This is a genomic window from Pseudomonas sp. WS 5071, from assembly GCF_012985765.1.
Taxonomy (GTDB): Bacteria; Pseudomonadota; Gammaproteobacteria; order Pseudomonadales; family Pseudomonadaceae; genus Aquipseudomonas; species Aquipseudomonas lundensis_A.
Map to the genome: position 1 here is coordinate 1 of NZ_JAAQWY010000047.1, position 17,660 is coordinate 17,660.

A 17,660-nucleotide genomic window follows, 5' to 3' on the forward strand; every position below is an offset into this window, starting at 1 on the left:
AGAATACCCGGGCACCACTAACCCGTTCCCGTGGATGAGCGAAATCATGGACTTGAAGAAAGAGAAAAACTTCTTCGAGACTCGCGTGATCGAGTACCAAACGGGCGGCGCACTGAGCTGGGACTGAGCCAATCGGCCCAATGCGGCCTTCATTTTTTTCAAACTGATACTTATGTGTAGCCAGAAAATAAAAACCCCTTGCGTGGGGCTGTGCTCGACGGTTTTTGGGGACCTCGTGTGCCGGGGATGCAAACGCTTTCACCATGAAATTGTGGGTTGGAACGGGTATTCGGAAACTGACAAACAAGCCGTATTGTGGCGGCTTGAGCACTTGCTCGACCGTGTTACGCAAGGGTTGGTGGATGTGTTCGATGAAGCCTTGCTCAAGGACCAACTGGCCCGGCGCAAGATTCAACTGCGACCCGAACACTCCATTTACTACTTGGCGTATCAGGTGATTTGGCGAGGGGCGGACACGATCAAGAACATCGAGCATTACGGCATACGGCTCGCCCCGCAAATCCGGGGTATGCCGCTGGTGGACGTGCGGGCCTTAATCGACAAAGAGTTCTTTGTGCTGTCCGAGATGCACTACCAGCGCATCCAGGCGCACGAGCTTTAACACGTGCCGTTGACACTCGACACTGTGGGCGCCAGTTGACTGGCCCCCACAGGTGAGGGGTGCGTCAGGCGCCGATGACTTTAGCTAGCCCCACCGGCTGCAGGTCAAAACGGTCAGCCAGAAATGGCGTCACGTCCAGTGGCAAGGGTTCATTGCGTACCAATGCAGCCAGCATGACGCCGGTAATGGCCGACGTCAGAATGCCCGTGCGGAAGTGACCGCAGGCATTCAAATACCCCTCCACCCCCGCCATCGGCCCCAGAATCGGCAGTTCATCCGGCGACCCCGGACGCAACCCCGCCCACGTGCGCTTGAGGTTGACGTCTTTGAGTTCCGGGATGCAACGCATGGCGCCCTGCACCAAACCGCTGATTTCCGGGAAGGTGGTGGTCACGTCGAAGCCTTTGTCTTCGGTGGTGCTGCCGATCAGGATTTCGCCGTTGTCTTTCTGCGCCAGGTAGCAATCGCTGGTGGTCAAGCACCCGTTGAGTAACTTGGGCATGCGCTCGGTGAGCACGATCTGGCCCTTGACCGGCGCAACCGGGATGCTCATGCCGGTGGCCATGACGCTCAGCTCGGCCGCCCACGCACCTGCCGCGTTGATCAGGGTTGTGCTGTGGAACACCCCTTCGTTGTCCGTGCGCACGCCCAGCACTTTCGAACCTTGACGCAACACGCCCGTGACGTTGGTGTTGAAGAACAGGTCCACGCCATTTTGGCGGGCACCCTCGGTGTAGGCGTCGGTAAGGCGGAACGGGCTGACCTGGTGGTCGCACAAAAACTCCAGCGCTCCCTGCGCATCGTGGCTGACGCTCGGCTCGGACTCGCGCAGCGCGGCCTGGTCAAGCCAGCGCACCTCATGGGCCAGATGCGGAATATTGGCGACGATGTGCTCGGCGTAGAGGCGGTCTTCGTCGTCGTAAATCACGTATTTGAGACCGGTGCGCTCGAACTTGAAGTCCATGCCGTGTTTTTCTTTGAGTTCCTCATGCAGGCCGGGGTACAGCGCGTTGGACTGCAAGGCAAAGTCGAAGAAGCAGTCGGGCAGGATATGCGGCGTGCTGGAATCCACCACCACTGCCGAACCCTGGGCTTCGCGCTTGCGTTCAGCCGACATCATGCGAAAGAAAATCACCCCGCAGCCCAGCCCCACCGACTCGCCGATGGCCCACAATCCGCCCGCCGAGGCACGGCTGGCATTGCCGGGGCGCTTGCAGTCGATCATGGCGATTTTCAGGTCCTTGCGCCGTGACAGGTGATAGGCGATTGAAGCGCCGATCACGCCGCCACCGGCAATGACTACGTCATACGTTTTGATCATGTCAGGCATCCTTGCAAGCATTGGTGAAGGCCGAAAATGGCACGGGTTCCAGCGGGAAGCGCGGGCGCAACCAGCCTACGTCCTTGCGCCCGGTAGCGTCGCGCAGACGGTCGCTGCAATAGCCAACGCACATGCGCCCTTGGCAGTCGCCCATGCTGACCCGTGTGCGCATCTTCAAACCGGCCATGTCCTGTACACCTTGGCTGAGGGCCAGGTCGATGTCGGCGCGGGTCACGTGTTCGCAACGGCAGACCACGGTGTCGGCCTGTGGCAAGTCAATCTGACGCGTGCCACGTTGCGTGTAGCGGTCAATCCCGCCGCGAAAGCGCACGATGGTATTGAGTTGGGAGAGGTAAGCACGACGCTGTTCGAGGGCCTGCTTTTCACTGAGCACCCCGCGTTGCAACAAAATCGACAGGGCCGCGATGCGCCCGGTCAGCATCGCGGCTTCGCCGCCGCGCAACCCGGTGACATCCCCCGCCAGGTGAATGGCGGGCTGGCTGCTCTGCTGCCAGCTGTTGGCCGTGGCCGCCAGATAACCGTCCACGTTGTAAGCGTGTTCCAGCCCCATTTGCTGGGTGAGCTGGGTACGCGGGATAAAGCCATAGCCTACGGCCAAGGTGCGTGCCATCACCGTCTGGGCCTTGCTCACGTCTGCTTGCCAGTGGCTGTCATAGGGCGCCACCTTGACCGCTTGCACCTCACCATCGCCAATGGCCTCAACCACCCCCCAGCCATAACGCAAGGTAATGCCATGGCGCTTGAGGTAAACCAGCATGCTCAGGCCATCAAGGAACAGTTGCGGCTGATTGAGCAGCGCGAGGCTTTCTTTGGCGATACGGCCGAACTCACAGGCTTCATACACCCCGGCCACTTCCACGCCCGCCGCATGCAATTGACAGGCAACCAACATTAACAGCGGCCCCGTACCGGCAATCAGCACCGGGCCTTTGGGCTTGACCACACCGCTTTTGATTTGCAATTGCAGACCGCCGAGCATAATCACGCCGGGGGTGGTCCAGCCCGGAAAGGGCACGCTGCGCTCATGGCAGCCTGCGGACAGCAGCAGCTGCGCGAAGGCAATTTCCTGCACCTGTTCCTCGGCATTCAGCAATTGCAGGCGCTGTTCACCCTGACCGCCGATCACCCGGTGGTTGAGGCGCACATCGACATGCTGGGCAATCGCGGCGAATTCGCCGTGCAGCTTATGCAGTGCGTCTTTGTAACGTTCGCCCAAATAATCGAGCTCCACGCCTTCGCGCAGCGGCCCGCGATAGACGACACCACCCAAGCGTGAGGCTTCTTCCAGCACCGTGCTCTGTACACCGTGCTGCGCCAGTTCAATGGCCGCCGACATACCGGCCGGGCCGCCGCCGACAATCACAGGATTAAGGCTCATCGTGCAGGCTCCTGTTCAGCGACCCGGTTTTGCCCGGTTTCGACTTTCATGCCGGGGCGCACCACGGTCTGACAGGCCCGGCGCTTATGCCGCCCGTCGATGTTGACCAGACAGCAATAGCACACGCCCATGCCGCAATATGCGCCGCTGGCCTGCCCGTGGTCGTTGGCCGACACCTGGCGTACACCTACCGCGTTCAAGACACTGAGTACGGTTTCGCCTTCAGCAGCGCTCACCGCCTGACCATTGAGCAGGATGGTCATATCCGCCTGCATTAAAGGTTGAATGTCGTACTGCCGGTTCAAATCATCCATTTTCTTATGTAGTCCTTTTTTGAACTGCTTAGCGCGGGCCTCCGGCTTTTAGGCAGCCAGAGGTCTTGGTCACTGGGAACCAAGGCCAGAACGTTAGTCGATTGGTGAAAATAAGCATTGATATAAGCCAATAGATCAGCCCCCTTTTTCGAATTCTCGACGCAATGCACTTACACTGAATGCCCTTTGCATGTTGGCGCCCCCCCATGGACCTCGATCTGGCTCGCACTTTCCTTGAGATTGTTCGCTACGGCAGCCTTGCCGGCGCTGCCGAGAACTTGCACGTAACCCAGACTGCCGTCACGGCGCGGGTGCAAAAACTCGAAAGCCTGCTGGGGGTGACGCTGTTCATCCGCAACCGCGCCGGGGCGAAATTAACCCCTGAAGGCGAAGCGTTTGTGGTGTATGCCAACCAGTTGTTGCAAACCTGGGAAGCAGCGCGGCGTGACCTGCCGCGCCCTGAAGGGCTCGACCGGGTGCTGCACATCGCAGGCGAGGTCAGCTTGTGTAACCCGCTGATCCTCAGCTGGACCAAAGCCCTGCGTCAGCACCTCACGTCCCATGCCGTGCGCGTGCAGATCCGGGATGGCGAGCAATTGTTGCGGCAGGTTGAAATGGGCTTGCTGGACGCCGCACTGGTGTACCGGCCCGCGTACTGGCCAGGGGTGCAGGTGGAGCAACTGCTGGAAGAAAAGCTGATCCAGATACGCCGCCCCGCGATGCCCGATCCCTATGTGTACGTGGATTGGGGCGACGATTTTCGCCTTCAGCATGATGCCGCCTTGCCGGAAAAGGCGCGGGCCGCCATCAGTTTCAACCTCGGGCCAGTCGCGCTGCATTACATCCTTGAGAACGGCGGCAGCGGCTACTTCCGCACGCGCGTGGTGCAAAGCTACCTCAACAGCGGCGCACTGGAACGGGTACCCAAAGCACCTGAATTCAGTTACCCGACCTACCTGGTGTATTCACGCGAGCGCGATTGCTCGGCCTTGCAACAGGCACTGGAATTGCTGCGCGACATCGTCAAGCTGGACAGTGACTGGTCGCAGCGCTGGGGGCCGGAAGTTTGATCTGCCCTGCGCCTTGATGAAACCTCAGGCACCTGAAACCTTTCAGCTTTGCAGCGGCCGCGCTATCCCTTAGGCTGCTGCAACGCTGAATAACAATGACAACACAGGTGACCCATGTCCGACCTTACCCGCACCGACGCTGGCTGGATGGCGTGCAGTGCCCACCACCGCTGGCTGGAAGACGAAGGACGGCGGCTGGTGGACTTCGCCCGCGCCGCCCGCGTGGCTGATGGATTTGCCCGCCTCGACCCATTTGGCCAGCGCCCCGACAGCGCCCGTGCCGATACCATGACCACGGCACGCATGGTTCACAGCTTCGCCCTCGCCCACCTGCAAGGCCTGCCCGGCTGTGCTCAGTTGATTGATCACGGGCTGGCGGCGCTGGCAGGTCCGTTGCGCGATGCCCGTCATGGGGGCTGGTTTGCCGTCCCGCACGCGCAGACCGGTAATAACCGCAAACAAGCCTATCTGCATGCCTTTGTAGCACTGGCCTTCAGCTCGGCAGCGGTGGCCGGCCGACGGGGCTCTGCCCAGTTACTGGGGGATGCAGTGGCGCTCTTGGAAGGCACATTCTGGAACGAAGCCGAAGGGGCGTTACTGGAGTCCTTCGCGGACGACTGGAGCGAGTGCGAGGCGTATCGCGGCGCCAACAGCAACATGCACGGCGTCGAAACCTTTCTGGCGCTGGCCGATGTACTGGACGAAAACCTGTGGCTGGACCGCGCTTTGCGTATCGCCGAGCGGGTCATCCATGTCCAGGCAGCTCAGGCCGGGTACTTGCCGGTCGAACACTTTGATGCGCAATGGCAACCGCTGCCCGACTACAACCGCGACAACCCGGCCGACCCCTTCCGCCCTTTCGGCAAAACCCCTGGCCACGCCTTTGAGTGGGCGCGTCTGTTGTTGCATCTGGAAGCGGCGCGCACTCGACGCGGCATGCCAACGCCAGACTGGCTACTGAGCGATGCCCGGCAACTGTTTCACAGCGCGTGCCAACATGGCTGGAATGCCGATGGGCAGCCCGGCGTGGTGTACACACTGGATTGGGATAACCGACCGGTGGTGCGCGAACGTCTGCACTGGACAGTGGCCGAAGCCTCGGCCGCGGCTGCGGCGTTATGGCAGCGCACGGGGGAAGTGGAATATGAACAGTGGGGTCAGTGCTTCTGGGCGTTTATCGACCAGTACCTGATCGATCGTCAGCACGGCAGCTGGCATCACGAACTGGACCCGAACAACCAGCCTTCAGCGCGCATCTGGTCGGGCAAACCGGACTTGTACCACGCGTATCAGGCCACCCTGCTGCCCCGCCTTCCGTTAGCGGTCAGTCTGGCCTCAGCCCTGGCACAACAGCCCGGACGCCAGCACGCCCAAACCGACTAAGACGGCCAACAGGGCGTGTTGCAGGGCTTTGTGCCGGGTGAAGAAGGAACGCCCGTTCAACATGCGTTGCACCTGCTTGAGCAAGTCGGGGTCGGTCGCGCGCGCTCGCGGGTTGAAACTCAGCGCATTGGCGACGCGCTGCCATGCCGCCAGATGCGCGGGGTCTTCAGCCAGCCAGGCCTTGAACACCTGACGCTCTGACGGGCAGGCATGACCGGACTCAAGCAGCAACATCCACTCAACAGCTGCACGGGTTATGGGGTCAACGCTGCTTTTGCTCATAGGGACTGCGCCACTCGAACAACTCATAAGATAACCGGACTTAAATAGTAATAAGTCGCATTATCGGGATATCAGTATGAATTGCAAGGTGGCGCAGGCTGCAGGGGCATGACAGACACGTCTGTTTTTGCCGCCTGCACAATCAACGGCCGCCAGCCATGTCCACAAAGGTGCCCGTGGCGTAAGACGCTTTGTCGGACAGTAGCCAGACAATCGCCTCCGCGACCTCCTCCGGGCGCCCGCCCCGGCCCATGGGGATCATGGGCTCCAGCTTGCTGACACGGCCCGGATCGCCGCTCAAGGCGTGGAAGTCAGTAAAGATGTACCCCGGCCGCACAGCGTTGACCCGGATACCCTCGCCCGCAAGCTCTTTGGACAGGCCGATGGTGAAAGCGTCCAGCGCACCTTTGGAAGCCGCGTAGTCGACGTATTCGCCCGGTGACCCCAGCCGCGCCGCCACCGAAGACACATTGACGATATTGCCGCCTTGGCCGCCATACCGGGGCGACATGCGCAGCACTGCATGCTTGGCGCACAGGATCGGGCCTAACACGTTGGTTTTAAGGGTATGCAGCACGCGGAACTCGGACATCTCTTCCAGCCGCGACTTGTGTCCGACCGTACCCGCATTGTTGACCAGCGCCGTCACCGGCCCCAGCTCCTGGTCAACCCGCAGGAACAGGCTGATGACTTCATCTTCGTTGCTGACATCGGCCCGCACACTGATTGCCTGCGCGCCCAGTGCGCGCACCTGCTCCAGCACCTCATGCGCCGCCGCGTCGTCCGCCAGATAATTGATACAAATCTTGTAGCCCTGCCGGGCAGCCAACAATGCCGTTGCTGCACCAATGCCACGGCTGCCACCGGTGATCACGATGACTTTGTCCATAAATACGCGTTCCCCATTCACGGTGTAAACCTGCGGCCAGAATAACCGGGCCGCACGCCTTTGTCAGTGCGCGGCGTCAGGGACCCCTGCTGTTTGCTGAACGCGGTGGATATCGGCCATGAACTGTTGCGCAGGCTTTGGGTGCCCCAACAGATAGCCCTGCAAAGCATCGCAGCCCAGCGTGGTGAGGAAACTTTGCTGGGTGTCGGTCTCGACCCCCTCAGCCACAATCCGCAGGCCCAATGCCTGACCCAGCGCGACAATGGCCGACACAATGGCCGCGTCATCACTGTCGTGCTCCAGATCACGGACAAAACCGCGGTCAATCTTGAGTTCGTTGGCGGGCAAGCGTTTGAGGTACATCAAGCTTGAATACCCGGTGCCGAAATCGTCGATGGACAAGTCGACGCCCATCAGGGACAGCTGTTGCAACACGTTCATGCTGGCATCCGCGTCGCTCATGGCCGTGGTCTCGGTAATTTCCAGGGTCAGGCTGTTCGCTGGCAATTGATGGCGGGCCAACGCACACGCCACGCTGTCGACCAGCCCCTTGTGACAAAACTGCAACGCCGACAGGTTCACCGCAACCCGCCAATGGCTGTAACCCTGATCGAACCACACTCGCATTTGGCGACAGGCCTCATTGAGTACCCACTCACCGATGGGGATGATTAAACCGGTTTTTTCCGCTACGCCGATAAACGCATCAGGCATCAACAGCCCTTGCTGCGGATGCTCCCAGCGCAACAACGCCTCGGCTCCCACCGGCTGGCCGTTGCTGGCATCAATCTTGGGCTGATAGTGCAAACTGAACTGCTGTTGCGCCAGCGCTTGACGCAAGTCCTGCAGCAATTGCAATTGCTTGCGCGCATTGGTGTTCATCGACACATCAAAAAAACTGTAACCGTTCTTGCCCGCGCCTTTGGCGTGGTACATCGCTGCGTCAGCGTTCATCAACAGTTCTTCAGCGCTGACGCCATTGCCGGGGTACAGCGCAATGCCAATGCTGGCGGAGATTTGCAGTTGATGCTCGTCCACCTGAAATGAACGCGACAGCAGACTGACTTGCCGCGCAGCCACCTGCGGTGCATCGTTGGCTTCGGCCAGGCGCACCAGCATCACAAACTCATCGCCGCCGATGCGTGCCAGCGTGTCCTGCCCCCGCAACTGTTGACGCAACCGCTGGGCCACTTCGCGCAGCAAACGATCGCCCAAGTGATGACCAAAGGCATCGTTGACCGGTTTGAAACCATCCAGGTCAATGAACATCAATGAAAAACAACCGCCCTGTTCCGCCACTTTGCGCTGGGCCTGCCTGATGCGGTCGGCCAGCAGGATGCGATTGGGCAACCCGGTCAGGTTGTCATGCAAGGCAAGCTGGGTCAGTTCTTCATTGGCCAGGGTCAGCGATTGCGCCAGTGCCGCGGTGCGGGCATCGAGTCGGGCATCAAAAATCGAGGTCAGCAGTGCGATGGTCATGACTGCAAGGCTCGCCACCAGTACCAGATTGTCGAGCCCCTTGGCGCTCAGGCCATTCAGGGCTGCGCCGCAAAAACTGCCTTCAGGAAAACTGGCCGCCGCCATGCCGGTAAAATGCATGCCGACAATTGCCAGGCCCATGACGACTGCTGCCCCAGCCCGAGCCAGGCGCACATAGGGTGTTTGTTGACGCAAACGGAACGCAATCATCAACGCTGCCGCTGACGCCGCCACCGCGATCACCAGCGATAAACCGAACAACGCAGGGTCGTAGTCGATCCCCGGCTGCATGCGCAACGCCGCCATGCCGCTGTAGTGCATGGCGCTGATGCCCGCGCCCATGATCAGGGCACCATAGAGCAGTTGCAGCGCTGGCAGCCGCGGCTGACTGACCAGCCACAAGGCAAAACCCGATGAAAGAATCGCCACCAGCAACGACCACACGGTCAGCCCGAGGTCGTAGCCCAGTTCAATCGGCAAGGACAGCGCGAGCATGCCGATGAAGTGCATCGACCACACGCCAAACCCCATCGCCAATGCACCGCCACCTATCCATAGGTAAGCTGCACGGCCGTTCGCCGTGGCGATGCGACCGCTCAGGTCAAGGGCAGTGTAGGAAGCAAGAATGGCCACACACAAAGAAATTAGAACCAACGCGGGGGAGTAACTTGCCAAAACCATGGACCTTCTGCAGAGCGCAAGCCGAACGGCATCCATGCACAGTGAAAAGTGCGCGATTGTACTGATTCCATGGGCAAACGCACGCACAGACATAGGCTAATTGCCAGCATCTGACGAGCTGGCCGTTGCCCGTTCCGGATCAATCGCCGCAAGCCGGTGGATGAAGCCGAAAATCACGCCTGGCATGCTCGATATAACGCGCCACCACAGCCGACTTTTCAAAGCGCCGGTGGATCAACGACAGCCACGAGGTGACGTCACAGCCCTCGATCTGCCGATAAACCACCCCTGGCAAGCTGATCTGCCCGACTACCGAGGCAGGCACCACCGCGACTCCCTGCCCCAGCGACACCAGCGCGATCACCGCCACCAGCCCGCCGGGTTGCGGGCCAAGCCTGGGCGCGAAACCGCCTTGACTGGCTACCTGCAACGTCCCGCTGATTTGCTCGGGCAACACAAACGTTTCGTTTTGCAGGTGTTCGGGGCTGATGACCTTTAAACGTGCCAGCCATGCGTGCGCCGCCAGCGCCAAGACAAAGCCTTCTGCATTCAGACGAACCGCCTCCACCCCGTCGGGCAACGCCATGGGCGAGCGCACATAGCCAATATCGAAGCGGCCTTCAGCCACCATCGTTGGCAAACTCGCCATGGCGGCCTCACGTACCGACAGGCTGACTTCGCCTGATTCGCGGCAAAAGCCCTGCACTTGGCGCTGTAAAACCCCGGAATAGACTGCGGACGCCACATACCCCAACTCGATATGCCCGGTCTCGCCGCGACCTGCCCGCTGTGCGTGGCGCCGGGCCCGTTCGAACTGACTCACCGTGGCCTGGGCCTCAGGCAATAACGCCTCGCCGGCCTGGGTCAGGCTTACCTGACGTTGCTCGCGCACAAACAGACGCACCCCCAACTCGGCTTCCAGATCCTGCACTTGCCGACTCAGGGTAGGCGGCGCAATGCCTAGCACCTCGGCCGCGCGGGTGAAATTGCGTTGCTGCGCAACCGCCAGAAAGTAGCGGAAATGACGTATGTCCATGGGTGCATTAGCTCATAGGTAATGAAGTCCCGGTCGATGCCTAACCGACCCGTGCTGGCACCGCGTTAACCTGTGCCGACCGTCACACTAGAGAGCCGCTTCCATGTCCGTCAAATTACGACCTACCGTGCCGCTCAGTCACTTCACGCAGCCGCTCGTCCGCCGCATTGCCTCACAGGCAATCCTGAGGGTGTGCAGGGCGTTCCGGCAATGAAACCTGTCAGCCCGCGCCTGACCCTGCTGAGCGCCTCCGGCGTCTGCGCCCTGATCGTGCTCGACACCAACATTGTGGCCGTCACCTTGCCGAGCATCGCCCAAGACCTGGGGGCCAATTTTGTCGACATCGAATGGGTCGTCAGCGCCTACATGCTGGCGTTCGCCGCACTGTTATTACCGGCAGGAAGCATTGCCGATCGCTTTGGCCGGAAAAAGACCCTGCTCTGGGGCCTGAGCATTTTTATCCTCGCCTCCATCGGCTGCGGGGCCGCACCCACCACCTTGCTGCTGGACATCGCCCGCGCCATCAAAGGTGTCGGTGCCGCGCTGCTGCTGACCTCCGCGCTGGCCTCGATCGGCCACGCGTTTCATGACGAGGTGGAACGTGCCAAGGCCTGGGCGTTTTGGGGCGCGTGCATGGGGGTGGCCATGACGGCCGCCCCCACGCTCGGCGGCCTGATTACCGAATACCTGGGCTGGCGCTGGATTTTCTACCTCAACCTGCCCGTGGGCCTGCTCCTCATGGCGCTGGTCAACCATGCCATCGCTGAATCCCGTGACCCGCAATCCGCGCGGCTCGACCCGTGGGGCAGCCTGGTGTTCAGCGCCAGCCTGTTGTGCCTGATCTGGGGCTTGATCGAGGCCAATCGCATTGGCTGGAACAGCCCGTTGACCTATGCACGGATCGTTGGCGGGTTGCTGCTGCTCGGGCTGTTTGTGTGGGTCGAGTCGATGCAAAAGCGCCCGATGATCGACCTGCAACTGTTCCGCCATCCACGCTTTATCGGCGCCCTGCTCGGCATGTTCGCCTACGCGGGTTGTGCACAGGTGATGATGACCCTGCTGCCGTTTTACTTGCAGAACGGCCTGGGGTTCAGCGCCATCTATTCAGGGCTGGGCATGTTGCCCTTCGCTGTGACCATGTTGATTGGCCCGCGCATTGGCGCCCGCCTAGCCATGCGCTACAGCCCGGCCACCCTGATGGCAACCGGGCTGACACTGGTGGGCTGCGGCAACCTGCTCAGCGCCTGGGCGGTGGAGCACGGCGGCTACCTGAGTTTTGCCCTGACCACCGCCGTGACGGGCGCAGGCGCCGGTTTGCTGAATGGCGACACGCAAAAAAACATCATGGCCTGCGTGCCACGCGACCGTGTAGGCATGGCCTCGGGCATGAGCACCACCATGCGTTTCAGTGCCATCGTGCTGGCCATTGGCGTGCTCGGCGCCTTGCTCGGCAGTCATGCTGAACAGCGCCTGCATGCCAGTCTCGTATCCGTTGCCCCGCAATGGATTGATCAAACCCATGCCATCGCGTCACGGGTGGTGGCGGGTGATCTGCGCGGCGCAGTGAGCGCATTGCCCCTGTCGGCCCAACCCCTGATTCAGACGCTGGCCACTGAGGCCTTTGTAAGCGGGTTCAGTGTGGTGTTGTGGGTCGCCGGGTGGCTGGGGCTACTGGGCGCATTGGTGGTGGGTACGTTAATGCGCAAGCCGATCCCGCAACTGACGCTCGTCACCCGGCCCCTTTAAAGCCCGTGCAGGGTTTGAGCATGCGAAAAGCCGTTGCACCTGACGCCCGGCTGAACATGAAGAAATATTAAGAAACGTTTCAGCTATTTGCGGGCAAAATGTGCTCACCGCTGTGAAGGCTAATCAGGTGACGGTATGACCCGCATTTTGACCATTGAAGACGATGCCGTGACGGCGAAAGAAATCGTGGCTGAATTGAGCAGCCACGGCCTCGATGTCGATTGGGTGGACAACGGCCGGGAAGGTCTGGTGCGCGCCGTCAGTGGCGACTATGACTTGATTACCCTGGACCGCATGCTCCCCGAGCTGGACGGACTGGCGATTGTCACGACCCTGCGCACCATCGGCGTCAGCACCCCGATTTTGATGATCAGCGCCCTCTCCGATGTGGACGAGCGCGTGCGCGGGTTGCGTGCCGGGGGCGACGACTACCTGACCAAGCCGTTCGCCAGCGACGAAATGGCGGCCCGGGTCGAAGTCCTGCTACGGCGCAAAAGCCCCGCCGACAAATATGAAACGTCGCTGCGGGTGGCTGACCTCGAACTCAACCTCATCACCCGCGAAGCCAGTCGCGCCGAACAACAGCTGAGCCTGCTGCCCACCGAGTACAAATTGCTTGAGTTCCTGATGCGCAATACCGGGCAAATTCTCTCGCGCATGATGATTTTCGAAGAGGTCTGGGGCTATCACTTCGACCCGGGCACCAACCTGATCGACGTGCACATCGGGCGTTTGCGCAAAAAGATTGACCCGCCGGGCCAGGTGCCCCTGATTCGCACCGTCCGAGGCTCGGGTTATGTCATTGCCGAACCCCTCTAAGGGCTGGCGTTCTTCCAGCAGCCGTTTGCTGGCGCTGTACAGCTTTCTGTTCGTGGCCTGGAGCTGCATCTTGATGGGCGTGCTGTATTACGAGGTGTCGGATTACCTCGGCAATCTGGCCAAGCATTCATTGATGCAGCGCCAACACCTCTTTTCACGCTTTCAGGGCGAACAGTTGGACGAGGCGCTGGCCACCAGCCTGACGTTTGATTTGCGAACAGTGGATGCGTATGGACTGTTCGATGCGCAACAGCGCCACCTCAGCGGGCCGATCCAGGTAATACCCGCCGACCTGCCCCTGGACGGCCAGATCCATGAACTGAGCACTTGCGTCGACGCCGACGACCCCAACCTGCCGCAAGACAGCTGCGACGCCGTGGCCACACAAACCCACGATGGCCGCTGGCTGGTGCTGGTGCGCGACAACGGCTCACTGTTCGCGGTCACACGGATCATTTTGCATGCGCTGTTTTGGGGACTGTCGCTGACCATCATCCCCGGCATTGCAGGGTGGCATTTACTGCGACGTCGCCCCTTGCAACGCATCCGGGCGATTCAGGCCAGTGCCGAAGCGATCGTCGCAGGGGATTTGACCTATCGCTTGCCGCTGTCCAACCGGCGTGACGAACTGGACATGTTGGCGGCCATCGTCAACGCCATGCTCGACCGCATCGAACGGCTGATGCACGAAGTCAAAGGCGTGTGCGACAACATCGCCCACGATTTGCGCACCCCGTTGACCCGTTTGCGTGCGCAACTGTATCGCATCCAGCAGCAAGCCCCGGAAGGATCGCCCGAGGCCGTGCAAATGGATCAAGTGATCGCTGAAACCGACACCTTGATGGCGCGCTTTCGCGGGTTACTGCGTATTTCCGAACTGGAAGACCATCAACGCCGCTCGGGCTTTGTACAACTCGACCCGCAGCCGCTGCTGCAGGAGCTGTATGACTTCTACCTGCCGCTGGCTGAAGAAGGCCAGGTCACCTTGTTGCTGGAGGCACCGCCGCCATTACCGGGCCTGAACGGGGATCGCGCGCTGCTGTTTGAAGCGCTGGCCAATTTGTTAAGCAACTCGATCAAGTTCACCCCGTCCGGTGGTGAGGTGACACTGCGCGCCGTCAACGATCAAGGCAGCGTGCGCATCGACGTGCTCGACACGGGCCCCGGCATTGCGGAAGCTGAGCGTGAAGCGGTGTTCCAGCGTTTTTACCGCAGCGACGACCAGCACGGCGGCTTTGGCCTTGGCCTGTCTATCGTCGCGGCCATCGTCAACCTGCATGGTTTCAGCCTCGAGGTGGACAACCGCCCCGGTGGCGGCGCCAGACTCAGCCTGCATTGCCGGCAACGCCTGATCAGCGCTCAACCACGACCTTGGGTCGTGTAGTCGCTGCTCAAAGACGAGGGGGCGCCCTCCCCTCATCGCATCCCATCTTTACACTTCTGTCGACACACTTTGGCACAGATTTTTCTTGTCTATCCGTGTTCGCAATTTTTCAGCCGGAAATTCAGCCCCGGCGTGCGCAACCCGCACCATTTGCAAACACGGACGGTAAAGCCGTCCACATTCAGTGCAATGACGGGCCAAAAGTCACGTCAATACGCGGTTGTTATAAAGGAATATGAACCATGTCGGATGTGTGCACCGTTTCACGCTTGACCCTCTGTCCCGCCTCCCCGCGCCCCTTCAGTGCGCGATCCTGCCCTTGTAGCGCGGGCATCGACACGTAGCCCTTAACGCCCTCGATGTACCCGGGGGCTGTAAAGACGCACACAGCACGTAGCTGAATCTCAGCCCGTACGTGGCAGCGCTTCTGTGCGCCGCCAATGCCACTCCTTTTGCTCAAGAAAAGGCAGCTTGTCATGTCTGATGTTGACGCTATAACCGTTCCGCCAAAACGGCCATGGGCCTTTGTCTGGCATTACATTCGCCTTTATCCCGGCTGGTATTGGGGCATCGCCTTGTTGCAAATCGGCGCCGCCATGACCGCGACCCTGATGCCCTATGCCATTGGCCGCATCACCGGCGCCGTCAGCGATGGCACGTGGGACAGCGTTGACCTGTGGCACGCCAGCCTGCCTGCGTTGGGGCTGCTTTTTGGCCTTGCCATGGCTCAAATGCTGTTCGCCCGTGGCGCAACCTTGTGCATGATCATGGTTCGCCCGCAGCAGAAGATCCGCATCATCCGCGAACTGTTTGCCTATCTGCAGCAGCATTCACCGCGCTATTTCAGCGAGCACTTCGCAGGCAGCCTCGCCCACCGCATCAGCGAGGGCAGTATAGGTTTGCTGGAAATCACCTGGTCACTGGTGGTGGAAATGTTGCCGATTCTGGTGGTGTTGATCACCAGCCTGGTGTTGCTGACCCTGGCCTCGCCCTGGCTGGGGCTGGGTTTGTTGCTGTGGGTGGGCACTTATGGGTGGCTCGCATTTGTCCTGTCACGCAAGGCCCAGGTCCTGGCGGGAGCCCACGCGCAGGCACGCAGCATTACCACCGGCAAGATTGTCGATGCGGTGGGCAATTTGAACAGCATTCGGCTATTCGCCCGCCAAGGGTTTGAACTCGATTACCTGACCCGCTACCAGACCGCAGAAAAACAGGCCGCCCAGCGTTCGTTCTTCTACCAGGAAAAGATCCGCCTGTTACAGGACAGCCTGTCGGTGGTACTGCGCGTGGGGCTGGTGGCACTCGCTTTGTACCTGTGGCAGGCGGGCATGATCGATGTCGGGCAACTGGTGATGGTCGCCACGCTGGGGTTGATGATCGTGGCGCAGTGCAGCTTTTTGAGCATGCAGTTCATGCATTTTTTCGAATTCATTGGCAACATCGAAAACAGCCTCGACACCCTGTTGCAACCCCACGAAATGCCCGACCGCGAGAACGCCTCTCCTGCACAGATCGAGAAAGGCTCGATCCACTTTCGCGATGTGAGCTTTGGCTATACCCCGGACAAACCCCTCTTCAAACACTTCAACCTCGACATTCGCGCTGGTCAACGCGTGGGCATCGTCGGGTTTTCGGGCTCTGGAAAATCGACCTTGTTAAACCTGCTGCTGCGCGCCTACGACCCGCAAAGTGGCACGATTGAAGTCGATGGCCTGGATATTCAAGGCATGACTCAACCCTCGCTGCACAATCACATCGCGCTTATCCCGCAGGAACCGGGGCTGTTTCATCGTTCCCTGCGCGAGAACATCGGTTATGGCGACGTGAACGCCAGCGATGCGCAGATCATCCTCGCGGCCAAGCGCGCACACGCCCATGAATTCATCATGCAAATGCCCGACGGTTATGACGCGCTCATCGGCGAGCGCGGGGTCAAACTGTCAGGTGGTCAGCGCCAGCGTATTGCCATCGCCCGTGCACTGTTGAAAAACGCGCCCATCATGGTGCTTGATGAAGCGACTGCGAGCCTCGACTCCGAAACGGAAAGCCTGATTCAGGGCAGCCTTGACGACATCATGGCGGACAAAACCGTGCTGGTCGTCGCGCACCGACTGTCGACCATCGCGCACCTGGACCGGATTGTGGTGCTGGAAAATGGCCAAATTGTAGAAGACGGCAATCACAGCCAATTACTTGAACTCCGCGGGGTGTACTACCGGCTTTGGCAACGCCAGTCTGACGGTGTATTAAATGAAAGCGCTGATGAAAAATATGACGCCTGGGTTAGTTAATCACCCTCAACCCCGCCATGAATAAACTTTAAAAAATAAAAACCGGCATGAATACACCCGACTTTTTACGTCTGCATCATCCGCAACGGCCTCGCCTTTGGCACGCGCCAATGTTCAATGGCTGTTCTTTCAACAACGTCGGGGCGACTTGAATGCGCCTGCAAGATTAATAGGCAGCCCTAACCGGCTCACTTATGTTTCAGGCTTATTTAGCCCACACCCTGTAGATATTAAGGCACTCGATAAAGCAGCGTATTCAACGCCACCTCCAGGCCTCTTTTTAATAGAAGGCGGTATCAATGGCACCGCAATCGCACACGTTCCGGAAAACCCCTTCGGCCGTGAGTCTGGCTAAACGACGCGCGCTTAGACGCTTATACACTGACGCTATACCCATAACAGCTTTGTAAGTGCACTGTTTTCATACAGTAACTGGTCATATTGGTGCACCCATCAACACCGCATTAAGGGGCAAGTAAGATTGTCCAACAATGGCAATTACACTCACTAGAGTTTGGCACATTCATGCTTATTAAAACGGTACTGCTCGGCCCCGCAATGGCGTTAATTGATAAGCTCTTTATTGAATCAGTTCGCACTTTTCACTGATTAATATATCTGACACCGTGCATTCACCTTGGTTGGCACAGCCATTGCTTGTAACAAATAGAAATAGGTTTAAACGCCTGACAAGATCGGACCATTCAACCCTGTAGCACACAACAAGGAGTGTATATGAAACCGTTTTTTATCAGCCCTTGAGGCCCTTCGATCAATGAACAGTCATTGATCGGTTAATGATTGATTCAACCGTTAAGGATGCTCCGATCAACTTGTCGTGCAGCCGCGGCAAGTTGCAATTTTCCAGGCACCTACAGCGTCATTGGACGAAAAGTGACCGAAAAATCATGTACGGAGAGCTTTTTCGACCGGTTCTCCGTGTT

At 59.6% G+C, this 17,660-nt stretch carries 14 protein-coding genes and 1 pseudogene; 8 read left to right on the plus strand and 7 right to left on the minus strand.

Going from position 1 to position 17,660, the window contains the following annotated elements; all coding sequences use genetic code 11:
• Both HBN61_RS22435 and HBN61_RS21215 read left to right on the plus strand, forming a co-directional pair.
• A pseudogene (locus tag HBN61_RS22435) lies at positions 1–127 on the plus strand (ribonucleotide-diphosphate reductase subunit beta); the annotation flags it as partial.
• 45 nt (positions 128–172) lie between these two features.
• Positions 173–622 carry a DUF1289 domain-containing protein gene (locus HBN61_RS21215; RefSeq protein ID WP_094994570.1) on the plus strand — a complete coding sequence of 150 codons (450 nt, stop codon included), beginning with the start codon at positions 173–175 and terminating at the stop codon, positions 620–622.
• 64 nt (positions 623–686) lie between these two features.
• Here the strand turns inward: HBN61_RS21215 and hcnC are convergent, their stop codons facing one another.
• The 3 genes from hcnC to hcnA are packed head-to-tail and all read right to left on the minus strand — an operon-like array spanning position 687 to position 3,656.
• Positions 687–1,943, minus strand: a complete 1,257-nt coding sequence (hcnC, locus tag HBN61_RS21220; RefSeq protein ID WP_170047839.1) for a cyanide-forming glycine dehydrogenase subunit HcnC — start codon at positions 1,941–1,943, stop codon at positions 687–689.
• Position 1,944: 1 nt separating this feature from the next.
• On the minus strand, positions 1,945–3,342 hold the full coding sequence (hcnB, locus tag HBN61_RS21225; protein WP_094994572.1) for a cyanide-forming glycine dehydrogenase subunit HcnB: 1,398 nt from the start codon (positions 3,340–3,342) through the stop codon (positions 1,945–1,947).
• On the minus strand, positions 3,339–3,656 hold the full coding sequence (hcnA, locus tag HBN61_RS21230; RefSeq protein ID WP_094994573.1) for a cyanide-forming glycine dehydrogenase subunit HcnA: 318 nt from the start codon (positions 3,654–3,656) through the stop codon (positions 3,339–3,341). The genes hcnB and hcnA overlap by 4 nt, the downstream gene beginning before the upstream one ends.
• A 206-nt stretch (positions 3,657–3,862) precedes the next feature.
• Here hcnA and HBN61_RS21235 point away from each other — a divergent pair, with 206 nt between their 5' ends.
• Together HBN61_RS21235 and HBN61_RS21240 are read left to right on the plus strand one after the other, a co-directional pair.
• Positions 3,863–4,726 carry a LysR family transcriptional regulator gene (locus tag HBN61_RS21235; RefSeq protein ID WP_170047840.1) on the plus strand — a complete coding sequence of 288 codons (864 nt, stop codon included), beginning with the start codon at positions 3,863–3,865 and terminating at the stop codon, positions 4,724–4,726.
• 114 nt (positions 4,727–4,840) lie between these two features.
• Complete coding sequence (locus HBN61_RS21240; protein ID WP_170047841.1) at positions 4,841–6,109, plus strand: D-mannose isomerase; 1,269 nt, start codon at positions 4,841–4,843, stop codon at positions 6,107–6,109.
• Here the strand turns inward: HBN61_RS21240 and HBN61_RS21245 are convergent.
• From HBN61_RS21245 to HBN61_RS21260, 4 genes are all read right to left on the minus strand, one after another.
• Positions 6,062–6,391 (minus strand): DUF4880 domain-containing protein, encoded by a 330-nt coding sequence (locus HBN61_RS21245; RefSeq protein WP_094994576.1) that lies wholly within the window; start codon positions 6,389–6,391, stop codon positions 6,062–6,064. The two genes, HBN61_RS21240 and HBN61_RS21245, sit on opposite strands and share 48 nt — an antisense overlap.
• 142 nt (positions 6,392–6,533) lie before the next feature.
• Complete coding sequence (locus tag HBN61_RS21250) at positions 6,534–7,280, minus strand: SDR family oxidoreductase (protein ID WP_094994577.1); 747 nt, start codon at positions 7,278–7,280, stop codon at positions 6,534–6,536.
• A gap of 63 nt (positions 7,281–7,343) precedes the next feature.
• On the minus strand, positions 7,344–9,440 hold the full coding sequence (locus HBN61_RS21255) for a putative bifunctional diguanylate cyclase/phosphodiesterase (protein WP_170047842.1): 2,097 nt from the start codon (positions 9,438–9,440) through the stop codon (positions 7,344–7,346).
• A 139-nt stretch (positions 9,441–9,579) separates the two neighbouring features.
• Positions 9,580–10,476 (minus strand): LysR family transcriptional regulator, encoded by an 897-nt coding sequence (locus HBN61_RS21260; protein ID WP_094994579.1) that lies wholly within the window; start codon positions 10,474–10,476, stop codon positions 9,580–9,582.
• Between the two features lie 210 nt (positions 10,477–10,686).
• Between HBN61_RS21260 and HBN61_RS21265 the strand changes: the two genes are divergently transcribed.
• The 4 genes from HBN61_RS21265 (at position 10,687) to HBN61_RS21280 (ending at position 16,716) form a co-directional block, all read left to right on the plus strand.
• Entirely contained in the window at positions 10,687–12,222 is a 1,536-nt protein-coding gene (locus HBN61_RS21265; RefSeq protein ID WP_094994580.1) for an MFS transporter, read from the plus strand.
• Between the two features lie 135 nt (positions 12,223–12,357).
• Complete coding sequence (locus tag HBN61_RS21270; protein WP_094994581.1) at positions 12,358–13,041, plus strand: response regulator transcription factor; 684 nt, start codon at positions 12,358–12,360, stop codon at positions 13,039–13,041.
• On the plus strand, positions 13,019–14,425 hold the full coding sequence (locus HBN61_RS21275) for a sensor histidine kinase (RefSeq protein ID WP_170047843.1): 1,407 nt from the start codon (positions 13,019–13,021) through the stop codon (positions 14,423–14,425). Before HBN61_RS21270 ends, HBN61_RS21275 begins: the two co-directional genes overlap by 23 nt.
• Before the next feature lie 476 nt (positions 14,426–14,901).
• Positions 14,902–16,716, plus strand: coding sequence for an ABC transporter ATP-binding protein (locus HBN61_RS21280; RefSeq protein ID WP_170047844.1), 1,815 nt, complete (start codon positions 14,902–14,904; stop codon positions 16,714–16,716).
• Positions 16,717–17,660 lie beyond the last annotated feature (944 nt).